Origin of the sequence: Microcoleus sp. B5-D4, from assembly GCF_036705145.1 — a bacterium.
Taxonomy (GTDB): domain Bacteria; phylum Cyanobacteriota; class Cyanobacteriia; order Cyanobacteriales; family Microcoleaceae; genus Microcoleus.
This window is the reverse complement of the sequence record NZ_JAUBTV010000045.1, coordinates 1-25,174: the sequence shown is the minus strand read 5'-3', so window position 1 is coordinate 25,174 and position 25,174 is coordinate 1. Positions and strand designations below refer to the sequence as shown.

Annotated in this window: 35 protein-coding genes; 18 read left to right on the top strand and 17 right to left on the bottom strand. The window is 43.5% G+C overall.

From position 1 onward, the window contains the following. Positions 1–120: 120 nt before the first annotated feature. The 3 genes from QUB10_RS20335 to QUB10_RS20325 are packed head-to-tail and all read right to left on the bottom strand — an operon-like array spanning position 121 to position 1,355. The gene (locus QUB10_RS20335; protein ID WP_172192721.1) at positions 121–522 is read right to left on the bottom strand and encodes a helix-turn-helix domain-containing protein; all 402 of its coding nucleotides are present in this window, start codon (positions 520–522) and stop codon (positions 121–123) included. Positions 523–540: 18 nt separating this feature from the next. After that, positions 541–942 (bottom strand): helix-turn-helix transcriptional regulator, encoded by a 402-nt coding sequence (locus tag QUB10_RS20330; protein WP_190733505.1) that lies wholly within the window; start codon positions 940–942, stop codon positions 541–543. Between the two features lie 32 nt (positions 943–974). Further along, positions 975–1,355, bottom strand: coding sequence for a helix-turn-helix domain-containing protein (locus tag QUB10_RS20325; protein ID WP_333030075.1), 381 nt, complete (start codon positions 1,353–1,355; stop codon positions 975–977). A gap of 117 nt (positions 1,356–1,472) precedes the next feature. On the opposite strand from QUB10_RS20325, the gene QUB10_RS20320 reads away from it, so the two are divergent. Further along, positions 1,473–1,856: a hypothetical protein gene (locus QUB10_RS20320; protein WP_333204995.1), complete on the top strand. Its 384-nt coding sequence runs from the start codon at positions 1,473–1,475 to the stop codon at positions 1,854–1,856. Between the two features lie 127 nt (positions 1,857–1,983). Here the strand turns inward: QUB10_RS20320 and QUB10_RS20315 are convergent, their stop codons facing one another. Next, positions 1,984–2,469, bottom strand: coding sequence for an allophycocyanin subunit alpha-B (locus QUB10_RS20315; RefSeq protein WP_333063958.1), 486 nt, complete (start codon positions 2,467–2,469; stop codon positions 1,984–1,986). 96 nt (positions 2,470–2,565) lie between these two features. After that, on the bottom strand, positions 2,566–2,850 hold the full coding sequence (locus QUB10_RS20310) for a hypothetical protein (RefSeq protein WP_333204993.1): 285 nt from the start codon (positions 2,848–2,850) through the stop codon (positions 2,566–2,568). Positions 2,851–2,952: 102 nt separating this feature from the next. On the opposite strand from QUB10_RS20310, the gene rlmD reads away from it, so the two are divergent. The 3 genes from rlmD (at position 2,953) to QUB10_RS20295 (ending at position 5,257) form a co-directional block, all read left to right on the top strand. Then, on the top strand, positions 2,953–4,365 hold the full coding sequence (rlmD, locus tag QUB10_RS20305) for a 23S rRNA (uracil(1939)-C(5))-methyltransferase RlmD (protein WP_333204991.1): 1,413 nt from the start codon (positions 2,953–2,955) through the stop codon (positions 4,363–4,365). 149 nt (positions 4,366–4,514) lie between these two features. Next, positions 4,515–4,934 (top strand): element excision factor XisH family protein, encoded by a 420-nt coding sequence (locus tag QUB10_RS20300; protein ID WP_015178784.1) that lies wholly within the window; start codon positions 4,515–4,517, stop codon positions 4,932–4,934. Further along, positions 4,922–5,257, top strand: a complete 336-nt coding sequence (locus QUB10_RS20295) for a XisI protein (RefSeq protein ID WP_106146449.1) — start codon at positions 4,922–4,924, stop codon at positions 5,255–5,257. The genes QUB10_RS20300 and QUB10_RS20295 overlap by 13 nt, the downstream gene beginning before the upstream one ends. Before the next feature lie 107 nt (positions 5,258–5,364). Here the strand turns inward: QUB10_RS20295 and QUB10_RS20290 are convergent, their stop codons facing one another. From QUB10_RS20290 to QUB10_RS20280, 3 genes are read right to left on the bottom strand one after another with little or no spacing between them, the layout of a single operon-like run. Next, positions 5,365–5,673, bottom strand: coding sequence for a type II toxin-antitoxin system RelE/ParE family toxin (locus QUB10_RS20290; protein WP_333204986.1), 309 nt, complete (start codon positions 5,671–5,673; stop codon positions 5,365–5,367). Positions 5,674–5,699: 26 nt separating this feature from the next. After that, complete coding sequence (locus tag QUB10_RS20285) at positions 5,700–5,960, bottom strand: type II toxin-antitoxin system ParD family antitoxin (RefSeq protein WP_333204984.1); 261 nt, start codon at positions 5,958–5,960, stop codon at positions 5,700–5,702. Between the two features lie 46 nt (positions 5,961–6,006). Beyond that, a complete protein-coding gene (locus tag QUB10_RS20280) occupies positions 6,007–6,537 on the bottom strand; it encodes a LuxR C-terminal-related transcriptional regulator (RefSeq protein ID WP_333204983.1) in 531 nt (176 codons plus the stop codon). A 363-nt stretch (positions 6,538–6,900) separates the two neighbouring features. On the opposite strand from QUB10_RS20280, the gene QUB10_RS20275 reads away from it, so the two are divergent. The 4 genes from QUB10_RS20275 to QUB10_RS20260 are packed head-to-tail and all read left to right on the top strand — an operon-like array spanning position 6,901 to position 9,424. Next, the gene (locus QUB10_RS20275; RefSeq protein WP_293192902.1) at positions 6,901–7,125 is read left to right on the top strand and encodes a hypothetical protein; all 225 of its coding nucleotides are present in this window, start codon (positions 6,901–6,903) and stop codon (positions 7,123–7,125) included. 37 nt (positions 7,126–7,162) lie between these two features. Then, the gene (locus QUB10_RS20270; protein WP_333204980.1) at positions 7,163–7,591 is read left to right on the top strand and encodes a hypothetical protein; all 429 of its coding nucleotides are present in this window, start codon (positions 7,163–7,165) and stop codon (positions 7,589–7,591) included. Beyond that, positions 7,591–8,442: a ThiF family adenylyltransferase gene (locus tag QUB10_RS20265; protein ID WP_333204978.1), complete on the top strand. Its 852-nt coding sequence runs from the start codon at positions 7,591–7,593 to the stop codon at positions 8,440–8,442. Before QUB10_RS20270 ends, QUB10_RS20265 begins: the two co-directional genes overlap by 1 nt. 1 nt (position 8,443) lies before the next feature. Beyond that, positions 8,444–9,424, top strand: a complete 981-nt coding sequence (locus QUB10_RS20260) for a hypothetical protein (protein WP_333204976.1) — start codon at positions 8,444–8,446, stop codon at positions 9,422–9,424. A gap of 109 nt (positions 9,425–9,533) precedes the next feature. Here the strand turns inward: QUB10_RS20260 and QUB10_RS20255 are convergent, their stop codons facing one another. Then, complete coding sequence (locus QUB10_RS20255) at positions 9,534–9,668, bottom strand: hypothetical protein (protein WP_333204974.1); 135 nt, start codon at positions 9,666–9,668, stop codon at positions 9,534–9,536. A 78-nt stretch (positions 9,669–9,746) separates the two neighbouring features. Here QUB10_RS20255 and QUB10_RS20250 point away from each other — a divergent pair, with 78 nt between their 5' ends. The 3 genes from QUB10_RS20250 to QUB10_RS20240 all read left to right on the top strand — a co-directional run bounded on the left by QUB10_RS20250 (position 9,747) and on the right by QUB10_RS20240 (position 10,533). Next, entirely contained in the window at positions 9,747–9,962 is a 216-nt protein-coding gene (locus tag QUB10_RS20250) for a hypothetical protein (protein ID WP_333204972.1), read from the top strand. Positions 9,963–10,070: 108 nt separating this feature from the next. Then, a complete protein-coding gene (locus QUB10_RS20245) occupies positions 10,071–10,397 on the top strand; it encodes a hypothetical protein (protein WP_333204970.1) in 327 nt (108 codons plus the stop codon). Beyond that, positions 10,384–10,533 carry a hypothetical protein gene (locus QUB10_RS20240; protein WP_333204968.1) on the top strand — a complete coding sequence of 50 codons (150 nt, stop codon included), beginning with the start codon at positions 10,384–10,386 and terminating at the stop codon, positions 10,531–10,533. The genes QUB10_RS20245 and QUB10_RS20240 overlap by 14 nt, the downstream gene beginning before the upstream one ends. 144 nt (positions 10,534–10,677) lie before the next feature. Here QUB10_RS20240 and QUB10_RS20235 read toward each other — a convergent pair whose 3' ends face one another. From QUB10_RS20235 to QUB10_RS20220, 4 genes are all read right to left on the bottom strand, one after another. Continuing rightward, complete coding sequence (locus QUB10_RS20235; protein WP_333204966.1) at positions 10,678–10,905, bottom strand: hypothetical protein; 228 nt, start codon at positions 10,903–10,905, stop codon at positions 10,678–10,680. Then, positions 10,895–11,152 (bottom strand): hypothetical protein, encoded by a 258-nt coding sequence (locus tag QUB10_RS20230; protein WP_333204964.1) that lies wholly within the window; start codon positions 11,150–11,152, stop codon positions 10,895–10,897. The genes QUB10_RS20235 and QUB10_RS20230 overlap by 11 nt, the downstream gene beginning before the upstream one ends. An 88-nt stretch (positions 11,153–11,240) precedes the next feature. Next, a complete protein-coding gene (locus tag QUB10_RS20225; protein WP_333204963.1) occupies positions 11,241–11,465 on the bottom strand; it encodes a DUF7689 domain-containing protein in 225 nt (74 codons plus the stop codon). Between the two features lie 40 nt (positions 11,466–11,505). Then, on the bottom strand, positions 11,506–11,985 hold the full coding sequence (locus QUB10_RS20220; RefSeq protein ID WP_333105115.1) for a hypothetical protein: 480 nt from the start codon (positions 11,983–11,985) through the stop codon (positions 11,506–11,508). A gap of 319 nt (positions 11,986–12,304) precedes the next feature. Between QUB10_RS20220 and QUB10_RS20215 the strand changes: the two genes are divergently transcribed. The 6 genes from QUB10_RS20215 to QUB10_RS20190 all read left to right on the top strand — a co-directional run bounded on the left by QUB10_RS20215 (position 12,305) and on the right by QUB10_RS20190 (position 19,999). Further along, a complete protein-coding gene (locus QUB10_RS20215) occupies positions 12,305–13,420 on the top strand; it encodes an SPFH domain-containing protein (protein WP_333204961.1) in 1,116 nt (371 codons plus the stop codon). Positions 13,421–14,297: 877 nt separating this feature from the next. Further along, on the top strand, positions 14,298–15,536 hold the full coding sequence (locus QUB10_RS20210; protein ID WP_333204959.1) for a hypothetical protein: 1,239 nt from the start codon (positions 14,298–14,300) through the stop codon (positions 15,534–15,536). Positions 15,537–15,543: 7 nt separating this feature from the next. Then, positions 15,544–17,133, top strand: coding sequence for a glycosyltransferase family 39 protein (locus QUB10_RS20205; protein ID WP_333204957.1), 1,590 nt, complete (start codon positions 15,544–15,546; stop codon positions 17,131–17,133). A gap of 275 nt (positions 17,134–17,408) precedes the next feature. Next, positions 17,409–17,726: a YkvA family protein gene (locus QUB10_RS20200; protein WP_333036095.1), complete on the top strand. Its 318-nt coding sequence runs from the start codon at positions 17,409–17,411 to the stop codon at positions 17,724–17,726. Positions 17,727–17,869: 143 nt separating this feature from the next. Then, entirely contained in the window at positions 17,870–18,910 is a 1,041-nt protein-coding gene (gene lpxD, locus QUB10_RS20195) for a UDP-3-O-(3-hydroxymyristoyl)glucosamine N-acyltransferase (RefSeq protein ID WP_333204955.1), read from the top strand. Positions 18,911–19,135: 225 nt separating this feature from the next. Next, positions 19,136–19,999 carry a CPBP family glutamic-type intramembrane protease gene (locus QUB10_RS20190; RefSeq protein ID WP_333204953.1) on the top strand — a complete coding sequence of 288 codons (864 nt, stop codon included), beginning with the start codon at positions 19,136–19,138 and terminating at the stop codon, positions 19,997–19,999. Positions 20,000–20,411: 412 nt separating this feature from the next. On the opposite strand, the gene QUB10_RS20185 is transcribed toward QUB10_RS20190, so the two are convergent. The 4 genes from QUB10_RS20185 to QUB10_RS20170 form a co-directional block, all read right to left on the bottom strand. Beyond that, complete coding sequence (locus tag QUB10_RS20185; protein WP_333204951.1) at positions 20,412–20,870, bottom strand: hypothetical protein; 459 nt, start codon at positions 20,868–20,870, stop codon at positions 20,412–20,414. 54 nt (positions 20,871–20,924) lie between these two features. Next, the gene (locus tag QUB10_RS20180; RefSeq protein ID WP_333204949.1) at positions 20,925–21,287 is read right to left on the bottom strand and encodes a hypothetical protein; all 363 of its coding nucleotides are present in this window, start codon (positions 21,285–21,287) and stop codon (positions 20,925–20,927) included. Between the two features lie 84 nt (positions 21,288–21,371). Next, positions 21,372–21,710, bottom strand: a complete 339-nt coding sequence (locus QUB10_RS20175; RefSeq protein WP_333204947.1) for a hypothetical protein — start codon at positions 21,708–21,710, stop codon at positions 21,372–21,374. A gap of 185 nt (positions 21,711–21,895) precedes the next feature. Beyond that, complete coding sequence (locus QUB10_RS20170; protein ID WP_333204945.1) at positions 21,896–22,393, bottom strand: hypothetical protein; 498 nt, start codon at positions 22,391–22,393, stop codon at positions 21,896–21,898. Between the two features lie 692 nt (positions 22,394–23,085). On the opposite strand from QUB10_RS20170, the gene QUB10_RS20165 reads away from it, so the two are divergent. Continuing rightward, the gene (locus QUB10_RS20165) at positions 23,086–25,092 is read left to right on the top strand and encodes an NB-ARC domain-containing protein (RefSeq protein WP_333204943.1); all 2,007 of its coding nucleotides are present in this window, start codon (positions 23,086–23,088) and stop codon (positions 25,090–25,092) included. The last annotated feature ends 82 nt before the right edge of the window (positions 25,093–25,174 follow it).

Below are 25,174 nucleotides of genomic sequence, written 5' to 3'. Positions count from 1 at the left end.
CTATTGTTAAGAACAGGCAAGATGCCTGTTCCACAACAACTCAATATTTTGCTTGTGGGGTGGGCACGCGAGCCCGCCCTGAAAAGCTGATTAACAATACTGCCAGATGTCAGCAATCAACTACTCGTAAAGCTTCGCGTCATTGTACGGCGGATGTTCGCACGCGATATATAAAGCATTTGTCGGTTCGAGGGCTTCCCCTGTCACCGGATCGATCGGCTTGAGCACAAAGCATAACAGAGAGAGCGATCGCCAATCCAAATTATCCAGCTTTCCACGTTCGTAACGGTTGACTGTTGCGGCACTGATACCCACATCTTTCGGTACGGGTTGATTTGTAGCTGTGAACAGCGCCTCTTCATATCCCTTTGTTTTGAACTCTGTTTCGCTGACAGACCAACCTGTTGTCTGTCTTGCTGCTTTTAAAATCTTCCCCAAACGCATCCGCCCCGTTTCCGTGAAGCGAACGGGACGCAATTCCTGCTCTTTGTCTACCACAGCTTTGTTAGAGAGTCCTGACATTACCTATCTGCAAATAATCTAGTCATAAAGCTTCGCGTCATTGTACGGCGGATGTTCGCAGGCGATATAAAGCGCATTTGTCGGTTCCAGGGCTTCCCCAGTCACCGGATCGATCGGCTTGAGCACAAAGCATAACAGAGAGAGCGATCGCCAATCCAAACTTTCTAACTTCCCGCGTTCGTAGCGACTAACAGTAGCATTACTAATACCGACATCTTTTGGTACAGGATCTCCGGCTGTCCGAAACAAAGCGGCCTCGTATTCTTTTGTGACCATTTCTGTTTCAATAATTGACCAGCCCCGAATCTCTCTAGCTGCTTTCAGAAGTTTTCCCAATCTACCGCGTCCCGTATCCGTAAATCGCACAGGGCGCAGTTTTTCCTGATCGACGACAGCCTTAAAGTCAAGAAATCCCGGCATTTTACAGATCCAATTTAACTATTATGTCAATCCTACGCCTCAACGTTTGGGTTCCAAAATTCAGTTCCGATCAACAGTAAGTCTTCTAGAGTAACCAACCGCTTTTCAACCGGGTGAACTGGTTCGAGAACATCGAGGAACAGCCACAAAAGATCGGGTGCAGGCTTGTTGTAATAGCCATTTTCGATTCTCGAAATGCCTGCAATGCTGACCCCCAAGACTTTCGGCAAAGGCTCTCCCCCTAGATTATAAAATTGAGCCTCATGCTGCTTGGTCTTTTCGCTCAGTTCGTGAACGCTCCACCCCCTAGCTTCCCGCCATGATCGCAGGAATTTACCCAACCGCCGCAGCCCGGTATCAGTAAATCTCCGTCTCAAGTATTCTTTTTCTCGCCTAGCTTCTGCTACAACCATCAGTCATCACCTATCTGCATAAAGCTAAGCTATCACGCCTGACTTTCTAGTGTAATTTTTAAGTTTGCAACTTAAGAATATTGTGTTACAATGTTGGAACAAAGTAAATAGACAGCCATGACAGCACTGTTTCGCCGCATCCAACCCTCGAAAAAGCTCCGCATCACCGTCAGGTCGATCGCCCAACTGCTCAAAATCAGCCAAAATCAAATTAAGCGAGTCGAATCATGGGCTTTCGTGGTTTTCGTGCATCGGCGGGACAGAGGCGGACAATTTATCTCGTACCGCAGGCTGGAAGAATGGCAAAATGCGATCGCCCATCATATCCAAACCTGCCCCACCCTTGGAGAACTCTCGCAGCTCAAAACATCCATTCACTACGACAGCCGGAAATTCAAAAAACAATGTCTCCAAAAAACACTTGACTTTTTCAATCAAATGTGCATTGAAAGACAAGACGAACTCAACATCTGGGAAAGCTTAAACAGCATTGCTTCCTAGCAGAAATTAGGCAGATTTCCTTTCCCAAAACAGAAGCGAAACATTTGCGAGCAATGGCGAGATAAAATCACCCCAAAAATCACCCGCGAATGCTCCGCCACATTCATGAAAGCAATCACCAAAGCAATTAAGACATTGCTTGAGCGATATAATCAAAATAAGGAGCTGCTTCCTTAGCATCCTCCTGATTGAGCAAAGCCAAAGAAGCTTCCTTCAAACAGCGGATAGCTTCGACCATGCCAGGAACAGGAACGCCCAGAGAATTATACATTTCCCGAACGCCAATCAAACCGATGCTTTCGATCGGCTCCTTGTCACCCGCCAAGATACCGTAGGTAATCAGGCGCAAGTACCAGCCGTAGTCGCGCAGACACAAAGCCCGTTCGCGTTGGCCGTAAGCATTACCTCCGGGGGAGATAAAGTCAGGGCGTTTTTTCCAGAGTTTTTTGCTAGCTTCTTCAACAATTTTTTTCTCACTGTCAGACAGCGCCGTAGCAATACGCACCCGCTGTTCTCCGGTTTTAAAAAAATCTTTGATGCTTTGAAGTTCGCCGGTACTGGGATAGCGAAGTTCGTCGTCGGCTTGGAGAATTAGTTGGCTAACTACGCTCATTGTTATTCAAAAAAATTGAGGATATTTGAGAGTAAGATTAATTGACATTCTCATCCCTTAAAGACGAGATTCTAGGTTGGGCGATTTACTTTGCTTCTAACATTTATCAACATTAGAAGTAGCCGATAAATCTCCGGAAACGTTATGCTTGATGTTCAAGCCAGTTTCCCTGTGTTCCAGGGTACTGCGGGAAAAACTCAAAAACTGCGACTGAGAGTTTTGATGTCGGCAGACACTTTGACTGTTTAACGAGTTTTTGCTACGTCGCCCCAACAGCATATCGCACAGGCACGGGTAGGGGCAACTCACGGCAGGCTTGACTTGCAGGTGGAAGCTTGGCTTTAGCAGCAAGACGTTCAGCAGCAGGAAGACAGCCTGCAATTGAGTTTGAGTGCGATGGCCTACGCCCCGCTTCGCTACGACTTATCTCAGGAAAGAGAGAGCGATATTGCATTACCATATTAAATCCTACCACGACTACTTGTGACCAAATCTAAATTCCCGACCCCAAACTCGACGAAATTGGCAAACCCTTGCCAGCAAGGTCAACTGATTGAGATAGAGATTACCGACTTGACAGACACCGGCGACGGAGTTGGTCGTTTTGGTGAGTTAGTAGTGTTTGTGCCCGATACCGTGACGGGCGATCGAGTCCTTGTCCGCCTCGTGCAAGTCAAATCCACCTATGCTACAGGCAAGCTGGACACACTTCTCGAAACATCCGAACACCGCATTCGAGCTAACTGCATTGTCGCCGACAAGTGTGGCGGCTGTCAGTGGCAGCACGTAGATTATCAATATCAGCTTGCAGCCAAGCAAAATCAAATCATTCAAGCCTTAGAACGGATTGGCGGATTTAGCAATCCCCAAGTTGATGAAATTTTAACGGGAAAAATCGAGGGATTTCCCCAATTTTTGGGATACCGCAACAAAGCGACTTATCCCGTGGCCATATCTGCAACAGGTCAAGTCCAAGCAGGTTACTATCAAAAAAGCACCCACAAATTAGTCAATCTCAATCAGTGTCCGGTGCAAGATCCGCGCCTCAATCCTTTGTTAAAAGAAGTCAAAGAAGACATCCACTGGCGGGATTGGCAAGTCTACGACGAAAAGAAACATACAGGAGAATTGCGTCATTTGTCCTTGCGGATTGGACGGCGCACTGGCGAGATGCTGCTAACTTTAATAGTTCGCACTGGAGAGTTGCCGGGACTCGAAGAGCAAGCATCAGAGTGGCTGAAACAATATCCTCAACTGGTAGGTGTTTGTTTGAATATAAATCCCGCTCAAACTAATGTGATTTTTGGTGCAGAAACTCGCTGCATAGCTGGTCGTTCTTATCTGCGAGAAAGCTTTGCTGGGATGAATTTTCAGCTAAGGGCTGATACTTTTTTCCAGGTCAATACTGAGGCTGCTGAAGCGTTGTTGGAGGTAATTGTAGGGGAATTGAATTTGCAGGGAAATGAGGTTTTGGTTGACGCTTACTGCGGAATTGGTACTTTTACTTTACCTCTGGCACAACAAGTAAAAATAGCCATCGGTTTAGAAGTGCAACCGGCGGCGATCGAACAAGCCCAATTAAATGCTGAGTTAAATGACGTGAGAAATGTCGATTTTCAGGTGGGAACTGTAGAGAGTTTGCTGCCTTCCTTGGGATTGACACCGGATATTGTGCTGTTAGATCCGCCGAGGAAAGGGTGCGATCGCGCGGTTTTGGAAGCTATCAAGGAAATCAAACCAAATCGCATTGTTTATGTTAGCTGCAAACCTGCTACTTTGGCTCGCGACCTGAAGATTTTGTGCGAAAATGGGGATTATAAGTTAGCGCGAGTGCAGCCGGCGGATTTCTTTCCTCAGACTTCTCATGTTGAGTGTGCGGCGTTTTTGGTGAGGTGAATGAAAGGGCGATCGGTTTTTGGGAATGAAAGGGCGATCGCGCTTATTTGATTCTTGGCATTTTGGTTGAGTGTTATAATACTATTGGTGCTAAGTTCCTAAGTGCGTGGGTTTGGATAGAATGGAAACTAGGTCTTTGAGTAAAGTCTATGTCGGCTAGGGATGTTTTCCATGAGTCTGTGAAATCCGCTCTCCTGAAGGATAATTGGGTAATTACCCACGATCCGCTGAAGCTAAAGTTTAGCGAAGACGATCGGCTCAGGATTGACTTGGGGGCGGAACAGCTTTTAGCCGCAGAGCGAGGTGTGCAAAAGATTGCGGTGGAGGTTAAAAGCTTTCTGAGTGAATCAGCTATGTTTGATTTCCACCTAGCCCTCGGTCAATTTTTGAATTATCGACTAGCACTCAGAAATTTGGAGCCAGATCGATCGCTCTATTTGGCAGTTCCGATCGCTGCCTATAATTCATTTTTCTCTCGTGCTTTGCCCCAAGCGGCGATAGCTGAGTATGATTTGAAGTTGTTGGTATACGACCCCACGAATGAGGTGATTGTGGAATGGATCGATTAGCTAAATATCGGCAGATTGTTCGCACTTTCCTGATGGAATATAGTAAGACTAAACCCATCAATGGCGACATAGAAATCCAGGTATTGTTTGACACCGAACATGACCATTATCAGATATTAGATTTAGGTTGGGACGGTCACAATCGGATTTATAGTTGCCCGATCCACTTAGATATCCGAAATGAAAAAGTCTGGATTCAACGCAATCAAACTGATGAACTGATTGCTGAGGAGTTAGTGCTGATGGGTGTGGCGCGGGAGGATATTGTTTTGGGTCTTCAGCCTCCCTATGCAAGGCAGTTTACAAGCTATGGTGTTGCTTAGGCTGTTGCGATCGCCCTTATAATGTCTTGTCACAAGGGCGATGGCGTTTTTTTAATGAAGGTTATTGAGGCTTTCCCTCCTCCTTTTCATCCATTGATATATTAAATTCAATCATCAGCATCGGCGAAGAGGGCGGATAAATCTCGATAACCACTGACAACTCGAAAGATTTCTACATTTTGTCCGATCGGCATATAGAGGATGAGATAGTTGTCTATGGAGAGACTGCGAAGCAAGGGTAAAATTTCGTCTCTTTGTCGTCCAATATTGGGAAATTGAGCAATTTTGGCGAATTTAGCGTCAAGATTGCTTAAAAAGCGATCTGCTCGATCGAGTCCCGATCGACTAGCGATGTAGTCTGCAATTTGCTCAATGTCTTGAATTGCGGGTTGAGTGAGGCGAAATTTTGGACTCATGTTTCTTTTGAACTGTAACGCGATGCCTACGGCTGGCTACGCCTACGCAAATTAGCTCGAATTTGTGCCATTGCGGTTGCACCGTCTACAACTTCACCGCGTTGGGATGCTTGCTGACCAATCAGTGCGTCTCGTTGGAGTTCTTGCAGTCGTCCTTGATAAATATCTTGCTGTTGTTCGAGTAGTTTAATGGCTGCAAGGATAACGTCGATCGCGCTGTTGTATTTGCCGCTGGTGAGTTGGCGCTGCACGAGGGCTTCGACTTCAGGAGGCAAAACAATTTGCATGGTGTTTGAGATGAGGAGTGTTGATTCTATTGTAGGCGATCGCCCTTCAATTAGATTGGTTTGTTGAGGGGCGATCTTTTGTATTCATGTCTTCTGTCATTGTTGGCTCTGAAAGCGAAGGTAATGTTAGTTGAAGGTGAATGTCAATTGTTATTGTATGAGTTTGATTGTTCAAACCTATGTTAACTATGTTTACTAACGGAATTTGGGGTGAATAATTGCTTGAGTGAGATTTAACAGAGGGCGTAGTTTTATATCCAGCTTCCTCTAGCCAGTTATGAATATTTCTCCAGTTGCTTACCTTTTGGTTAGGTACATCTGTAATTTTTTTAAAGTATTGATATAAAGTTTTAGATACATAAACCTCAACACCTTTACGACTTTGATGGAGTTGGCTAGCTATTTCAGCAGGACTGTGGCCGCAGAGCAAACCTCGGAGAAAAAGCTTTTCCCGTTCGGTAAGTCCCTTTCTCGCACGAGGAGAGACTTGCCACTTGGCTTCTGCCATAGCTTTGTAGAGCCTTTCCAAGTCCCAGTTATTCGCAGCCTCGGCAAACATCTCGTCACTGGATGTCATCGCAGTATGTCTCGCTTAGTTGATAGCTAAAGCCTAACTAAAATTATAGCTTTAGCTAGTTGCTATCTGAGTATACTGAGTTTATCATCGTAATAGCTACTCAAGTTCAGCTTCTTTGGACTAACAAGGCATCATACCACCCAAAGCTTGACTAACTAACGGTTTCAGGCTAGGGACTCTTAAAGAGATTTAGGGTAAAAAAGGCATTAAGGAACCGTTAGCTTGACAGAGTAAGCTTTCAGAGTTCTTGCCAATTGGCAAGAGCTTCAGATTTTGTTACTTAATTAAGTCAAGATTAATTGCTGCCTTTGCCTGAAATACTAAGTTAGGAGTAGCTCAAGCTGTTTTTCACGTGTTAAGCAAATGCCAAATGATTTTGACGATATAGTCGATGGAATTACGGAAGGAGTAATTAGTGCTGCTGCTAGAGGTGTTGGCAGATCAATTGCAAATATGGCAGAAAGAGCCTTTAACGCTCAAGAAGAAGATGAGTTTGTCGAAATCGATTCAGATGGTGTAGTTCGTCCACTCGAACCCAATCAATCTCCAAAAGGAGTGGCGCTCCGCGATCCAAAAGGGGAGTATTAGTTGCCTAACCTTAAAAGTAGTTATTAAACAATAAATAATGACAAATATTGCTATTAATCGTGGACTTATATTTCTCGGAAATGATTTATCTAGAGATAGGATGGCTGTTGAGAGTGAGAAAATTAAGCGCTACTATCCACAGTTTGCTTTTAAAGCATCCAAAGGGTCTATCAAGGCTGTAGAGGGGTATTTAAAGACAGCGGACGAAAACTATTACCTAGTTAGCATAGAAATTTCTTTAGAATATCCTTACAAGATGCCATCGATTAAGTTGCTTGAAAGAACCATTGAACCTGATTGTCCTCACAGATATCCGATGAGTGGCAATTTATGTGTGATGAAGCCAGAGCAATGGACTTCAAACTATTCATTGGCATATATGGTATCTAAGGCTGCAATCTGGGTCAACAAATATGATGTTTGGCAACGTACTAAAAAGTGGCCAGGAAAAGAGCAAGCACACTAATGAAAAATCAAAATTATTCACTTGAGTTTGATAGAATTAGCTATCTACTTAATCCAGAATTTTTTTCAGATAAGCGGATCACTGTTGTGGGTTTAGGTAGCGGTGGTACACCAGCTTGCGATCACCTTGTAATGAATGGTATTCGGATTTGGGAACTTTACGATCCAGATACTCTGGCATCTGAAAATCTTGTCAAGCATCCTAGAATGCGTAAAGATTTAGGACGACTCAAAGTAGACATACAAAAGGAGTGGATAGAAGACAGAAATCCCAATGTAGAAGTTAAAACTTTTGCAGAGGATGTGATGCAATCTCCGAACTTTATTGAGTCGGTTTGTCGCTCGGATCTCGTTCTTTCTTGTTCCGATAAAAAGAGTGTCAGAGAGTTTGTCAGTGACCAGTGTGTGGCAGCGAAAGTTCCTTTTGTAACAGCATCCGTGTTTCGGACAGGCATAGGAGGTGAAATTTTTGGCTACATTCCAAGTCAAACTGGTTGTTACAAGTGTTTACAACTTTTCTCCGAACTCAATCAACTTGACTTATCAGACGATGCTTTAGGACTTACGGAAGATGAAGAAAGTAGAATTTACGGTCTTGATGAAAAAGAATTTCGTGCATCAGGACTATCAATTGATATCCAAATGATTGCATTGATTCAAGTTAGGATGGCTCTCTCTATTTTGCTGAGAGAGTCAACTCAGTCAATGGCTACATTGAAAAGTAACTGGATTGTGTATGCCAATAGACCAGCCCCAGGAATATTCCGCAGTCATTTTGAAGCAAAGCAAATGCTTTTAAAACCTCAAAAAGTATGCTACTGCACTAATAGCAATCATCAATTGGAGGATTAGTATGTCGGGAGTTTTATCTTTGTTTGGAATAGGTAGAGCAGATGATAGGCATTCTAATCCAGACATATCAGTTGAAATTTTTGATACTGTTATTGCCAGAATAAGTCATGCAGTATCAGTTTCTAACCGTGAGGAAGGTGGAAAGTTTGTTGGAAAAATCAGTCAAAATCGCAATCATATAAAAATTCGAGTAGAAACTTATATAGACTCTGGCCCTCGTGTCAATAACTCAGTAGGTCACTTGATGCCAGATGGTGAGTATCAAGAAGCAATGTTTCGCGTGTTGGAGAAATTTGACCAAGATATTAATTACCTGGGTTCTTGGCATACTCATCACTGCAATGGATTAGCAGAATTGAGTCAAGGTGACATTAGGGGTTACAGAGAAACTGTGAACAGCCGTCAATATGATTTGGACTATTTCTTTGCTTTATTGATTACAGATTTGTATGGCGCGGAACTTCGGAAACGTTACTACCTATTTGTCAGAAGTCAAGGATATGCGGATATTCCGGATTCTGCCGTACATATTATTAAAGGAGCATCACCTTTAGAACAAATTTTGAAAAGTGCTGAAGAAGCTGCATTTGCTCATCGCAGCAGTCAAGCAAATTTCTATAGAGGTGCGTCTGAACATAGACCTCAGATGGAAGTAGCCGCAGATTTTATGCAAAAAATACGGAGTGAAGATCGAGGATGGATATTGAATAGCTTTCCTACGGCACAGACACTCGAAGCCAAAAAGGATGGATCTATATATTGGAGGTGGCTGATACCTTTAGATGATGGTGAGCTTAAGGTTCGTTATCAATATCCTAGCTATTCTTCCTCTAAGCCAGCACATCTAGAAATTATCTATGACAGCGAGGAAGTTATCTCAGAAAATATACTATTAAATTCTTCTCGGTTTGAGCAAATTGATAAATATTTAGCTCTGGCAATGGAGAAGGCGAAGTCAATAGCATCAAGAAACACAAAATGAAAAAATAGGGTAGAAGAGGAGTGCTCCCCTAGGCCCGAAATAACAAAAAGTGCGATCGCCCGTCTCTTGTCCCAAATCCATCCTTCGCTGCTACTTTAGCTTGCGTAAGTCAGGCAAGTCGGCATTTATGAGGACTTGTCAAAGCTCGATCGCCTTTCTCATCCCGAATCCCAAAGGGGCGATCGATCTTTTCCATCCACATATCCCAAAAGCGATCGCCCTTATTTTCTTTACTCGCGCACATATTCAACTTGTTAACATGAGAACATATCAGCAGAACAGGTGTACGATCGTGAGAATATAAAAATTGCAGGAAACCTAAGTGGGAAAGAGTACAGAAGTGCCAGCGAAGCGACACGACCCAAATTACATACAGCTATCGGGAGATGTCCGAAAAGAACTAGGACTTCAGTTTAAAGCTGCGTGTACTCTCAAGCAGCTAAATATAGGAGAAGGGTTGGAAGAAGCAATAGAAATATGGTTCCAGGCTCAGCAAGCCCCCTCATCCAGCAAAAGCAGCAAAAAGGGGGAGGAGTGAGAGATCCAGAACGGGAAAAAGAAGAGCTTGGCAATCCCATCAACGAACCCGTACAAGCGTATAACCTAAAAGAAGCGAAAAAGAAATGCTAACAGCTAGCAACTCAATATGAACGGTCTCTTGCAGATGTTCGGCCTGAAGGCAAAGCCTGGTTTCGCTGCTACTTTCAGTGAGGGAAAATACATGAAAATTCGAGAATCAGTTGGTCAAAGTGTATGGAATCATTCTGAGGGTTGGTGCTGCGAGCCTCTTGACCCCATACCGCCCGGTCATATTGCCCTAGCCGTTGAAGCGATAGATATTAATCTTGTAGACTGGGATATCGAAGAAATTGGCGAAAAAGCAGGTTTTGATATTCAGTACAAATACACGGGAGTCAATGACCCGAAAGATTCATCTTTAGCTTGCGTAAGTCAGGCAAGTGGGTATCTATGAAGACTTCTCAAAGCTCGATCGCGATTTAGAAACTTTGATTGCCGCCGGCATCCCGCGTCATTTATTTAAAATACTGACTGACAACGATGACATCGATTTGAAGCCTGTAACGCAATACCTCAAAGCAGTTTCCTAATGTTTTGGGTGTAACGCAATTGTTGCTTTTTCAAAGTGCGTGAAGCGGAGCTATCCCGTAGGGAATCGCCCTTATTTTCCGAAAGTGCGATCGCCCTCTCTTATCAAAAGAGTCAATAAAAACTTCTGATTTTGAACTACAAGTCTAAACGTGATAAGCAGTAATAGCAACTATTCCATCAGGACTATAAATAGCTTCAATGCGTCTAAAAGTAGAATGAGTCCACCACACTTTCAGGCGATTTCCCTGAGCCGGAGCCGTACCCATTTTACCGTAGCCTGCTGTTAATAGAAGTAACTCAAATTCTGTAGATGGCAAAGTTTTTACAGTAATTTGAGGGATACCGTCAAGCTTATGCTTATCAAGGGTCATAGCTACCTTGATAAGTGCTGTAGATGCGGTAGCCAGGGAATACTAAAGCAATGCCAATGGGACTGTGAATAGTCCCCGGATAGTTTTCTTCGGGCTCGCTACCCCCAATCCGAATTTTGAGCGCACCCAGCCAAATGTAGATCCCTGGAATCAAAGTATCTAAACTGTAGGCGATCGCTCGCATTTGCAGATCGGGGGGATTAATCGGTTTTAAATACTGTGGCTTTTCAGGTTTGGAAATGGACATGGCACTGATTCCCGTGCGGTATGGTGCAAAAACGGTTTTGTTGATTACACTTTAACATAACCTAAGTTTCACTTTTCAAGTGTTAAGCTTATTTTACTATTTTGTCGCGATCGCCCTTACAAATTTCATATCCCAGCGTTTGATAAGCCTGAATATACGCTTCTAGAGTCTCCTCTTGCGGTACACCGTCAGGCAAATAAAATTGCTTTCCAGGTATCGGTTGCCACCAACGATCGTCTTCCTCAGCAGCCCATGCAAAGCAGTTATATTCTTGAGATTTAGGGCGGGTAACTTGATAATCCCTGCAAGACACATTGGGTCACTTAAATTCAAATTAGGGTCTTCTATACATTCTATTCAATCGCGTAGCCTTGATTTCTCCCCCAATCTATCCAAGCTGATGCCATCTGTTTCACCCTTCCCCTTTGTTCGGGTTTAATGGGATTTTCACCCGTAATTGCACTCAACGCCGATAACCAGTAAAGGGGATTTCTTTTCAGCTCCGATAGCAACAGCGACACGATTTGTGTTCCCATACTAATAATTTCCTGATAGGCAGGATGCTGAGACATTTGGGCAGTTGAAGAAAGTCCAGCAACATCTTTCTCCCAATCCGAGGCTAGTGCATAAAATTTGTCAACTATCTCAGGGGAAATTTTAGCATTTTCGTTGAGAATATTTTGAGCTGTATTGGGTGAAAGACTTTCTGGCTGTGCGAGTAAGTTTTCGATGCCTATTAAAACTAACTCTTCTATCGATACATTCAAGTCGTTGGCGAGTTTTTGTAACTTCAGGAGTCGCTCATCAGAAAGGGCGATCGCGATCGTGTTCATCTGACTTACGCTCCTAGCATGATGCCTTAAGTATAGCCAATAAATCACTCACCTTTAGTCACCGTTAAACCAAATTGTAGCGTACGTCAGACATTAATTCTTTCGATTTCAACAGGTTGGAAGGATCAGACGCACCCTACGGACAGTATTTCGATCGCCCCCACCATCAACTAGATTCAAGCTAGATCCAGTGCGGCCTGAATCGGGGGGAGTCCAGAAGTATAGAATAGAGGTTGCGGAACCGGCACACCGCCCGATCGCTCGCCCCCAGCAATTTGTTACCCTAAAAATAGAATCTCCCCTCCCTCAACTCCCTCCCATGAACAACGCTTCTCCCCTGATTCAAACGATAACTCCAGAACGCTGGGCCGGGTTTAGTATGGACTTTATAGGGGCGGGTTACACGGGTTTGTTGGTCAAAAACGGCCGCGCCGTGCGTACCCTAAAATCCGGGCGACATTTCAGCTTTGCCCTTCCCCTGCTGGAACAGGCTCAAATTGTCCTCGTAGACACCAAACTCCGCAATTTGGAGGTGCAGTCGCACGGAGATTTTTTGTCTAAGGATCGATTTTTAATTGATGCCACCCTGACTGTTATTTATCAAGTTATAGATCCGAAACGAGTAGCTTTGGAATTGTCCGATCCTATAGGTGCTTTAGCAAGTGCAGTTAAGGATTGTATGGGATTAGCGATCGGGCAAATACCCCTACAACAGCTTATCAGTCAAGGACGGCTGTTGCTGCGCCAAAATTTGCTCGATCGCGTCCAAGATTTTTATACCCTAGGCTTTAACTTAGAAGACGTGCGAATTGGCGATGTCAGCTTTCCCGAAACCAACGGAGTTATTCGCCAAGTTGAGGGAATGAGTGCCCGACAGGAAGCAGAAAATGCCGCCGCCCTGCAAATGAGAATTGCCGAAGCAGGCCGTCCGATTGTTCCTCAATCTCCCGTACAGCAGTTAAACTTAATTTCAGGTAATTCTCCTGCGAGTCTTCCAGCTTCAGACACAGCAGGAGGGTTCGATCGCGATTTACAACAACTAACACAACAACTTGCTCAAAACAGTCTCCCAGCAGGGAGAAATCCTCACCAACTTGCACCAACCGTACTCGCAAGCAGCGATCGCAAAACAACCGCATATTTAATCTACAAACTTTCTGGAGAGGCGATCGCCCTAACAGCCAATCCTTTTACAATTGGACGCGAACCAACCAACACTTTAGTATTACAAGACCCGCAAAGTTCGCGCTACCACGCTCAAATCCGCCGCGCCACTGACGAAATTGGCAAACAGCGATATCAGCTTGTCGATAGCGGCAGTTCCAACGGCACTTTTGTGGGTGGGCAGAGGCTGGCGGCTAACGAGCCTTTTTGGCTGCCAAATGGTTGCGAAATTGCGATCGGCGACCAAAAATGGATCTTTCAAGATTCGTGAGTAGGAGGATTTTTCGGCATGAAACTGGCTGCATTTTGAGTGAAGTGTAGCACTTCTGCGTCAAATGAGGTACGGTTGGTAGTTGGTAATTAGTAGGTAATTGCTGCTGGCGTACCTCACGCTACCGCAAAACAGGGATCTCGATCTCAACGGTTAACTTGTTTCAATGTGCCAGTAGCGTAATGCCTGAAAGGATTTCCGAAGATTTTTAGCAAAAAAATGCTGTTTTTGACTCAGGTTGAGAGATAAAAACATCAGTAATTGACCCGATAGACCGCCTCAAAGCATTCCCAATGCTTGTGCTATTTTATACTCAAAAACTGTTTTTTACAGCACCATTGGATAATTAAAAATATAAGCAAGCGAAAGCCGACTAATGTGATATTTACAGAAATAGATTCCCATCGCTTCGCTACACTTAAAACAGTCAGCCGTTCCTTGCCAAATCATGGATGCGCTCGAAACCACCAAGTATTGTAAATTTTTTTTACACTACCCATCATTAAATGTGAAATAAGATAATATAGGCGGGTACAAAGCCTTTATTAAACCCAGGCTTTCCTCTGCTAGACAGGCACTGCCGAAGTTGATGCGGTCACAGCTCGCTATCGGGTAAAACTACCGCGCGGCCTTGTTCGGGTCACACTTAAGTGCAGAATTGGTAGTCAGAAATTAAGTAGTGATTGGCACATTTCAATACTTTAGACAGTTTGGCGGCAACCGTATAATAAGGCTTTAAAGGCGATTTCGCGAGCGAGCTACCAACAGAAAATAGAGGGTTTCAGATTACGAGGTAAAAAGTGTCCGGACTATTGACATTTCAACAGAGCAAATATTCTCATTAGTTGTCAACTTTCCTAAATTAAAAACTTAAGATATGAACCGCAGCCACAAAATTTACGAAGATCCAAGATTGTTATTGATACTGGGTGCGGTTGGGGCGCTCGTCCTTTACTTATCTTGGGATGCAGTCACAGCCAGCAAGCTATTCGATCGGTACGATATAGATCAATACTATATACGCAGCCGCTGGGCGATCGGTGAAGGAGTTTTGTTTAAAGATGTATGGTCGGATTACTTGCTGCTTCCTAATTTGCTATTTGGACTTTTCCGCTTTGTATCAGAAAATTTACATCCTTTATCCACCAGCTTCAAAAGTTTTTCCTGGCTGTGGGTGACAGTATCTTGGTTCCTTTACCTGTGGGCGACTTATATAATTGCCACCAAAGTATCGACTAGAGCGCTTTGGATTTGGTTAGCTCCGGCTCCGCTGTTTTTTACACTCGTCAGATACGATATTTATTTAGTAATTGCTACTCTTTTTGCCCTGCTGGCAATCAGAAGTGAAAAATACTTAGAGGGGGCAATGTGGTTGGGGCTAATGGTTGCCCTCAAAGGTTATGCCTTGTTTGCAGTTCCTGCGTACTGTGTATTCATATTCTACAGAAAAGGACTCCCGACGGCAATTAAAGTTGCCCTACTGTGTATAGTCCCCTTCATTCTCGGCAACCTCATCGTGCTCGGATATGCTGGAATGGAAGGTCTGAGAATGCCTTATGCGGCCCAAGGAGATAGACCGAACATTGGCGACAGCACCTATGATGCGTTTTTCTTTTTGCTATCGCCTTTGTCATTAGGAATATCGCCGATAAGTGAAGTACCTTTAGTTCCAACTAAAATAGCCCAATTCCTTCAGATTTCGATTTCATTCCTGGCTGCTGGCCTCAAACCCAAGACATTTGAGGAATTGATTGATGCCTTTTTAATCGCGATTTTAGGATTCATCTCATTTTCTAAATTCTACTCTCCCCAATTTTGCCTTTGGGTGACACCTATCGCCTGTTTTTCTGCCTCGCGGAACATTATGTCGCTAGCTGTAGCTTTTAACTGGGTTTCCTTCATTTGGTATCCCGTAGTGCAATTCTTTGCTGGTTCTCGAATTGTACAGTCCACTACAATGTATTTAGGGGGGTTATCAATTTCTCTATCAGGTGTATCAAAAATACTGTACAAAATTACTGTGATTGTTATGTCGTCTGTGCGATTGGCAATGATAAGTGTAAGTTTTTGGCAGTTAAAAAACCGACTGTATCATGTAAAATCTAAGGAAGTTTAATTTGGTCATGCAACTCAAAAGAACCGCAAATAATTGGGTAATTTATTTCTCAATTTTATTAGTTTTAGGGATATTGTTCAGAGGGATTAATCTGGATAAAAAGGTCTACTGGTATGATGAAACATTCACTTCTTTACGAGTGGCAGGTTACACAGAAGCAGAAGCCGTAGAAAATCTCTCTAAAAATCGCTTAATTACGGTAGAAGAAATACTGAAATACCAGAGATTTAATCCTGAAAGAAGTGTAGTTGATACTATCAAAAGTTTGGCGATTGAAGATACTCAACACCCGCCTCTTTATTATGGACTCGCCCGGTTTTGGATGCAGCAGTTTGGCAGTTCCATAACAGCGATGAGAAGTTTTGCGGTCGTTCTTAGTTTGCTAGCTTTTCCTTGTATTTACTGGCTGTGCATTGAGTTATTTGACTCACCGCTAACGGGATGGGTCGCTGTATCGCTAATAGCTGTTTCACCCTTTCACCTAGCTTATGCTCAACAATCACGGCAATACGGTCTTTGGGTTGTAACAATCCTCTTCTCTTGCGCTGCACTTCTAAGAGCGATCAGGGTAAAAACTAAGTTGAGTTGGGGAATTTATGCAGTAGCACTAGCAGCTAGTCTCTACACATTTTTATTTTCAGGACTGGTAGCGATCGGTCACGCAATCTACGTGCTTTTTCTGGAAAAATTTCGCAGGAAAAGTCCAATAATTACTGGTTATATAAGGGCGTCTATAGCGGGATTTTTGATATTTGTGCCGTGGCTTATAGTTGTAATAGTTAACTTTTCCCAAGCCAAGCAAGTAACAAGCTGGACAGCGCTCAAGGGCAATTTTATCGGACTATTTAAGTCATGGGTGGGGAACCTAGGTCGAGTGTTTTGTGAAACACAAAATGAGAAGATAGATCAATTAGTGAGTTTGGGAGTGTTAATCTTAGTAATATATGCCCTTTATTTTTTGTGGCGGCACGCTCCTCAGCCAGCTCGCTTATTCGTTTTCCTTTTAATTGGTATCACAGCAGCCGCACTTATCTTACCAGATCTGATTGTAGGAGGTATACGTTCTACTTCGGCTCGATACTTAATCCCATCTTACCTAGGAAGTGAACTTGCTGTTGCTTATTTAATTGGTAATAATCTCGAAGTTTTTTTGAACCGAAGCAAGGCGAATATTTCGTTCTCAACTTTAATGATTATTTTGCTTTTTACTGGTGGAATCGTGTCTTGTGGGATTAATTCACAAGCGGAAGCTTGGTGGCATAACCCGGGTAATCCTGTAGTTGCTCGTGCCATTAATCAAGCTGCAAACCCGATCGTAATTAGCGATACTCATATAGCAGATATACTATCTATGAGCCATCTTTTAGATCCAAAAGTACGACTGTTAATCGAACCTCGATGTTATACTTGTCGTATTAACTCCAGCTCGGAAACTGAGCTGTATTTCCCGAAAGTTCCGGGTATTTTTAGCGATGTATTTTTATTTAGTACATCATCTTCTGAGTTGTGGATACAAGAACTCAAAAAACAGAAGTCCGATCGCATAGAGCTTGTTCTTCAGTCCTACGAAAGCTCTCTTTGGAGGCTAAAGCAATGATATCTCAGTCGCAACAGCCAGCAGATGGAGCGCTCCCAGTTGCCGAGTTTTGCTTGCTGTCGGTTGACTAAAGTCTGTTTGTACTTATCAGTTGAAGTTTGACTCATGACACTGAGCGAGCATAACTTTAGTAGATCGCCCTTACCACAAATTCTCCCTACCCAATTCCCTATACTCCTGAGTAGAATTCTCTTCCCAACCTTAGGGGGGATATCTCCACAAGCATTTCGAGCGACAATTTGTCAAGATGGAAAATATAAGTAGAGGACAACCTGATGAACTTTTCTATACAATCTGTTTACAACTGGTACCGCGACACCCTCCGCAACCCCAAGTACCGCTGGTGGATTATTCTGGGAACGCTGGCATATCTGGTAAGCCCGATCGACATAGCCCCAGACTTTCTCCCCGTCATCGGACAAATTGACGATGTGGCGATCGCAGTCTTGCTGATTTCCGAAGTTTCCCAAATGGCGATCGACTACTTTAAATCTCGCCAAACAGAAACAGCTTCTGCATCCGAAGCCACCGGTGCCAATTATTCTGAAGCCAACGGCAGCACCGTTGACGTAGACGCAGTTTCTGTAAAATAATTGCCAAAAATAATCGAGCGCTACAACCCCGACTTCTTAAAGAAACCGGGGTTTTTGTTTTTTAAATGGCAACTGCTGAGATCGTGCTCAAAACCTGGTATTTTTAACTATGATCCATCTGTGCTAACAAAAAATTTTTATAGATGAAGTTTAGCGAAATAGTAGAAAAACTTAACTTAGCCACCAGTCGCACCCTCACAGCGTCGGTTGCTACCGATCCAGAAATTACTGGCCCTGCCCCAGTTGATGAAGCTGCACCGGGCACAATCAGTTACATAGAAGGTGCTAAATTTGCCGTTCATACAGCCACTACAAATGCTTCGGCTTTAATTTTACCCTTAGATGAAAGCCTGCAAGCTCAATGTGACGATCGCAACATTGCTTGGATTGCCGCGGCAGATCCGCGATTGTTATTTGCTGAAACGATCGCCATTTTCTATCAACCGTTTCGCCCAGCATCCGAAATTCATCCCTCAGCCGCCGTTCACCCCTCAGCAGAAATTGGTGAAAATGTCTATATCGGCCCCCACGTCGTTATTCAAGCAAAAGTCAAAATTGGCAGCAACGTTTGCATTCATCCAAATGTCGTAATTTACCCAGATGCGGAAATAGGCGAAGGCACTGTTTTACACGCTAATTGTGTCATCCACGAACGTACTCGCATCGGGGCAAATTGCGTGATTCACAGCGGTGCGGCGATCGGCAGCGAAGGTTTTGGGTTCGTGCCGACAGCCACAGGATGGGTGAAAATGGAGCAGTCTGGCTGCACTGTATTAGAAGAGGGCGTTGAGGTTGGCTGCAACAGCACGATCGACAGGCCCGCTGTCGGAGAAACCCGCATCGGCCAGAATACAAAAATCGACAATTTAGTACACGTAGGTCACGGCTGTCAAGTCGGGAAAAATTGCGCGTTTGCCGCTCACGTTGGCATGGCTGGCGGAGTAAAAATTGGCAACAATGTAATTTTGGCAGGTCAAGTGGGAATTGCTAATCAAGCCAAAATCGGAGATGGGGCGATCGCCACTGCTAAAGCCGGAATTCACAGCGACGTGCCCGCAGGTGCGATCGTGACGGGTGTTCCAGCAATTCCCCACAAACTATTTCTGAAAGCCGCAGCCGTCTACAACCGCTTGCCGGAAATGTACCAATCTTTGAGGCAAATTCAGCGAAAGCTCGATCGGTAATCAGTTGGCAGTTGGCAGTAGTCAGTTGGCAGTAGTCAGTAGTCAGTAGTCAGTAGTCAGTAGTCAGTAGTCATTAGTCATTAGTTATTAGTCATTAGTTATTAGTTATTAGTCATTAGTTAACAGTCAACAGTCAACAGTTAACAGTCAACAGTCAACAGTTAACAGTCAACAGTCAACAGTTAACAGCCAACAGTCAACAGTATTATAGTTGCCACCCATTAAATGTGGAATAGTATAACTAACCTGCGACTGCTGTCGCCGTCAATACCAGCAATTGTCAAAATAATCTTGTTTTTCTCGACTTGGATTGTTGTGTGGCTTCCCGCAGCGATTGTGCTGGCGAGAGCCCTCAAATGGCATCCGCCCCAACCCCTAGGAAACAAAAAACTACCTTTACTAGCTTCCCTATACCTGATTGTCCCCTTCATTTTATGGGCGACAAGTTGGATCGAAAATACATCTTTTATTAACTGGGGTTGGGATTGGCAACCCGCAGTTTTGATGTCATTGCTGCGGGGATTAGGATTAGGAATAATCAGCTTAGTAATTTTATTCGGTCTGCAATTAACCGCAGGCTGGATCGATCTAAAAAAAAGCGAAACTTCCACCGAAACAGGCGAAAAAAAGATTAATTTTTGGACTTTAATCCTTAACCCTGCTAGTCTGCTGACTCTGTTATTAGGACTGTGGATTAGCGCCACAGAAGAGTTAATCTTTCGCGGCTGCTTGCAAACAATCCTCCAGCAAGATTACTCAGTGCTAATCGCAGCAGCGATCGCCAGTTTCATTTTCGCGATCGCCCACCTAATTTGGGCAGCCAAAGAAACTCTACCGCAACTGCCCGGATTGTGGCTGATGGGGATGGTTTTAACACTAGCCCGCATCGCCGACAATGGCAGTCTAGGATTGGCGATCGGCATTCACGCAGCTTGGATTTGGGGTATAACTACCGTAGATACAGAAGGCGCAATTAAACCTACTTCTAGCGTACCAGAATGGATTACAGGAATAGCAGCAAAACCGCTAGCAGGTGCAGCCGGAATTCTGCTACTGCTAGCAACAGCAGCCGTACTTTTGTTAATTTAAATAAGACTTACCCTAAAAAATCCGGTTTCTTATAAAACATTGGCTCTCCTATATTTGTGGTATAAATGATAGTATAGCAATCCTAAATCATGTGTGAATTTCTTACTCCCTCCCCTTAGCAAGGGGAGGGGTTAAAAAAATTATGACTCCTGCAATGATTGCTATATAAGCGTCTTCCTCATCCGGGATATGGGGCCTGCACCACGAGAATTTTTATTTTGCTGAGCACCATAAACTCAGGAGATTTGGATTATGATATCAATTCCGGTTGCACTCCTCATAATAGTTGACTGTTAATTGTTAACTGTTAATTCGAGGTCGCAAAACTCAATGATGGTTGAGTGTTGAATGTTGACTCGATTTTACGCTCGACGATCAAGCGCGGATTTGATATGATATCTACTCTCTTGACTCAAATATTCAAAGGACGCGATGGCGGTGGTGGCATTGGCGGTTTAGCGATCGCCAGAGACTTAGAATAGCGAGCCTCTAAAACACCAGTTCTAAACTGAGCCACTTTTTCTCCTTTCCTGTGAAATACTATCACATTAACCCGACTGCTGTAAATAGTCAGATAGCGCTGTTTGACAATGAAGGCAAGAATAATAAAGACAACACCGATAAAAATACTGAGAGTCGGAATTCCTAACCAAAACAGCCACCAAGTACAACCCTCTCCTGTTTCAATCGCTCTAACATCCTCAATCGGAATAAACACCTCTTTTGTTTCTAATCCAAAAAAAGATTCCGAGCTGATTTGTAACATTTCGCCTGCCAATTTAACCGTAATTGTGCCATTACTTTGAACTGGAACAATCCCCACAATTTGACCAGGTGTACCGCTGATTTGGATGAGTTGATTAGATTTCATATTTATTGTCTATTGGCGGTTCGGAAAAGCTATTAGATCGCCTCGTTTTAGGATTTAGCACGTCCGAAAAATTGTATAACAACAACCTCGACCTATTTGTTGACTCAAACTTGCTCTACCTATCGCCACAAGTACCACTAAAACCTCTTGCGTATAATAAGAAAGCTGATGCCCATAGCTGTAAGGTAAATCTAACTGGCTGGCAACTGGTTTGAGGACATCTGCTGCTTCATCTTTATTAACTTGATGTCCCTTGAGTTGATTGTACAAATACTCCACTACTTCACAAGTAATGTTTTTTGTAAATACGATTGTAGGTCTTTGAGCCTTAATTACATCTACTCGATAGTTTGAGCCTTCACGGTAGACTAGGTGGCAGTTGCGTAATCTAACCTCTCCAATCAATTCGCTCTCCATCTGTTCCTCCTATTTGATTTTCTAAGCAATTAGCAGCGATCTATCTTGGGCAATTTACAAATAAAATTGCTCATCTCCTGTTTACTAAAACCCAAACTCTTCCCCAAGTCTCCGCCTCAAATCTCCAGATAGTGGTAATTGGCGGATTTCTTTGCAAATTGCAGCATGAGATTCTCCATTTTGAATGCGCTGCCTGTAAATTCCAATTAACAGCGCTTCAAGACCGTACTTAGATAACATTTCTGTCGCTAAACCGGTGATGCCCAGCAAAGCAATGCCACCGAACATTCCTGCTGGCCCACCTAACATGGCCAAAGCCGTCGTAATTGCGGCCGCTCCTGCAAAACCTGTAGTTGCCATCACAATTAGAAGTAAAATTACAGGCAATCCTAGTCCTGCTGCTTTCCTAACAAACTCGTCCATAATGTCGCTCCTAGTCTGTATATAGAGGAATTAAAAATCCGAGAATTTGGTTTTTTTGCCTTGAATTTCCTTTAACAAAAGGCTTCACTGAAACCAGCCCCAAAATTTATTTACTGATTTCATGAATTTTTCCTAATTTATTGAAGGATTTGGTATGTGTTTAAGTTTTATCTCTAGTATCTTACCTAGTCCCACTCCAAAAACTTGATAGACAAATCATTGTTACTGCGATCGCCTAGTTGAAGAGCATTGTTCATGATTCTCCTGAATTCATAACCCTGATTGCGAGCTAATACACCGCCAAGCTTAACAGTCAAAAATTCGACTACAGCTCCGTCTCGTTTATCGATAAATTGGACGCTGATAGACTGAACTTTAGCCGTCTTACTTTGCTTGTTGGTCAACCGCCCTACAAGAAATCGCTGAGTTCCTGTATTTTCCATCGCTAATCCAGTTAACTCCAGTCCATTCACGAGCTGAACCCTAAAAGGGTCTGGCTTCCGCGGGTTTTCAGGTGGTTTGGGAAATCGACAAAGCTCATCGAGAGATTGATACTGTTTTCTTTCAGAATTCAACTGAAAACACCCCGGATATTCTTGGGCGATCGCCCTCGGAAACAGATTGAAAACAGACAGAAGCGCGATCGTCGGTAAAGCGGTTATCAACTTGACGCACCTAAACATGGCCTTTTACTCTCCGATCAGCAACGATACTCGTCAGTTGTTTTAGTCCAGCAGTTTTCACAGGTAATCTGGTTTCGACCTCCACTGATTAACCAGGGTCAAACCCAAAAATTATGCAAAGCTGAGGGGGAAACTGTATTCAGGTTCGCTGAACTCAGAAAGCTCTCCGGCTGCGCCGACTTTCTGAAACATCCACCGCGCCTAACTGAGATTAATGTATCAAGGATAGTTCTAATTTGTCAAGCTAATGCTCAAAAAAAACTCATTAAGTGAGAAATAGGCTCAAAAGTCGATTTCAAAAGGTTCTAGCCCCTCTAACGGCAACTTAAACAAGGTCTAAACCTTTACAGATAAAGTATCCTGACCTGGAAATGGCTCCAAAATTCAGCCGATCGCCCCTCAATTATTCTGTTGTCTATCTCGTTTACCTACTTTTAAGTGAGAAAAAAGCCCATATAATCAAGTTACAGCCCAGAAGCCTCTGTTTGCGCCACCCCTCATTTCTTCTGTTGTCTATCTCGTTTATCTCGTTCTAAGTGAGAAAAAAGCCCATATAATCAAGTTACAGCCCAGAAACCTCTGTTTCTACTGCCAAAATTCCTGTGTTCGCTTATTTCGCGCGATCGCCCCGTCCTTTCCCAGCTATCTTTGAGTAGAACCGCCCGCTTTGTAATACCTGTATTCAACGTAGTATGAAACTTCCCGAAGATTTTTTAATAACTTTAGCCACTAAAGTTGGCATTTCCGAAAACGAATTTGAAGTCTTATCAAGAGCCATCAAAGGCGAATCCATGTCTGATATTTCAGACCAGCTTCGTGTTCGCAAAGATGCCTTACAAAAACGCCTGGGAGAAGTGTATAAAAAATTTGAAGTTCAAGGTGCCGGGCCGGGAAAATTAGCAAAACTCCAGCAAATTCTCGTAACTGAATACCAGAAACAAGTTGCCACTAACCGTCACGATACTACAACCGAAAGTGAAGTTGATCCAACCCTAGACAATACCCGCTTCCAAGACGCAACTATCCCTCAATTTTCACCGCGTATTGATTGGGGAGAAGTCCCAGATCCAGAACCTTTCTACGGGCGTAATTCCGAAATAGAAACTCTCAAAAAATGGATAGTAACAAACCGTTGTCGAATAGTCACAATTTGTGGCATGGGAGGGATTGGCAAAACAGCATTAGCTACCCAAACTCTACAACAAATTCAAGGGGAATTTCAAACCATAATCTGGCGAAATATCGCCACCGCTGACCCCATTGAAAAACTCTTGCCAGACCTCTTGCAATTCCTATCTCATCATTCAGAAATCGAGATTCCCAAACCCAGCAACTCACTCATCGCCCAATTAATAGAATATTTGCGTTTAACCCGCTGTTTATTAGTCTTCGATGAAGTCGAAACTATCCTCGCAAGCGGACAGCTACCAGGACACTACCGCCCCGGATACGAAAGTTACCGGGAACTCTTCCAACAAATAGCACAAACCCCTCACCGAAGTTGCCTGCTTATCATCAGTTGGACTCACCCTATAGAAATTTATAATGTAGCAGAAGAAACCTTACCTTGTCGAGCTTTAGAACTGAGGGAATTACCAGAAAAGGATGCCAAACAAATCATTTTATCCGCCCCAAAATTTTCTATTTCAGAGAGTAATTTGCTATCAGAACTCATTTATCTATATGGTGGCAATCCCCTCCTTTTAAAAATAGCCGTCACTCACGCTCAAGATATGTTAGCGGGCAATTTAGCACAACTCATCAAAAAAACTCCCTCGGTTATTGAGGGGATTGTCCGAGATTTTTTTGAGCATCACTTTCAGGATTTTTATGAATTGGAAGTAAAAGTGTTGTCTTGTTTGGCAAGCAATAAACCCGCCACCCTTAGCGAGTTGCAATCCAGTCTACTATTTGCTGAAGACTTATCAGAATTGAAACTGGCTGTAGAAATTCTCATCGAGCGATCGCTGCTGCAAGCCCTCACCGAGTCTGGGGAAGAACGCCTGACAGTCACCCCGCAGGCTAGGCTATTTATCACCCATCAATTAATTGCTAAATACCTAAATCAAATTGGTTACAAGAAATACTTAGAGAGCGAGTTACAGACGGCAAAATGTTATTTAACACAAACCATTCGCTACAATCCAGAACTGCCAGCAGCTAACTACAATTTAGGGTCAACCTACGAAAAACTAGAAGATTTGTCCAACGCTCGCCAGCACTACAAAAAAGCAGCAGAATATAAAAACAGTCGCGCTGCCGCTGCGGCTGTCAATAATTTAGCTCGACTGGAAATTCTCAGCGAAAATTTTGACGTAGCGGTAGAACTAATTCTCTCCATTTTGCCACAAGTTAATGACAAAATGGTGCAAGTCACGCTCCACAAAAATCTGGGATGGGCTTATCTAGGACTGCAACTTTACAGTGACGCAGAGACTCACTTGCAAAAAGCAATTGAATTAGATAAATTCTATCCTATTGCACACTGCTTGCTAGCACAAGTTCTCGAAGCAAAAGGGGATACAACAGCCGCTCTTTCTTGCTGGCAAAAATGCCTGAATTGCTCTGCCCAAGGCCAACAACAAGAAGGTATGGCGTGGAAACTTCCAGAATTAAGTATTTGGAAGAGCTTTGCGCGCGAGAGGATCAGTGCTTCGAGAGCATCTCACTTTTGCCGCCAAGCTAGAAATTCGAGTTAGGAGTTAGGAGTCAGGAGCCAGGAGAAAAGAGGAAGAAGGAAGAAGGAAGAAGGAAGGAGCCAGAAGAAGTGTTTTTACAAAT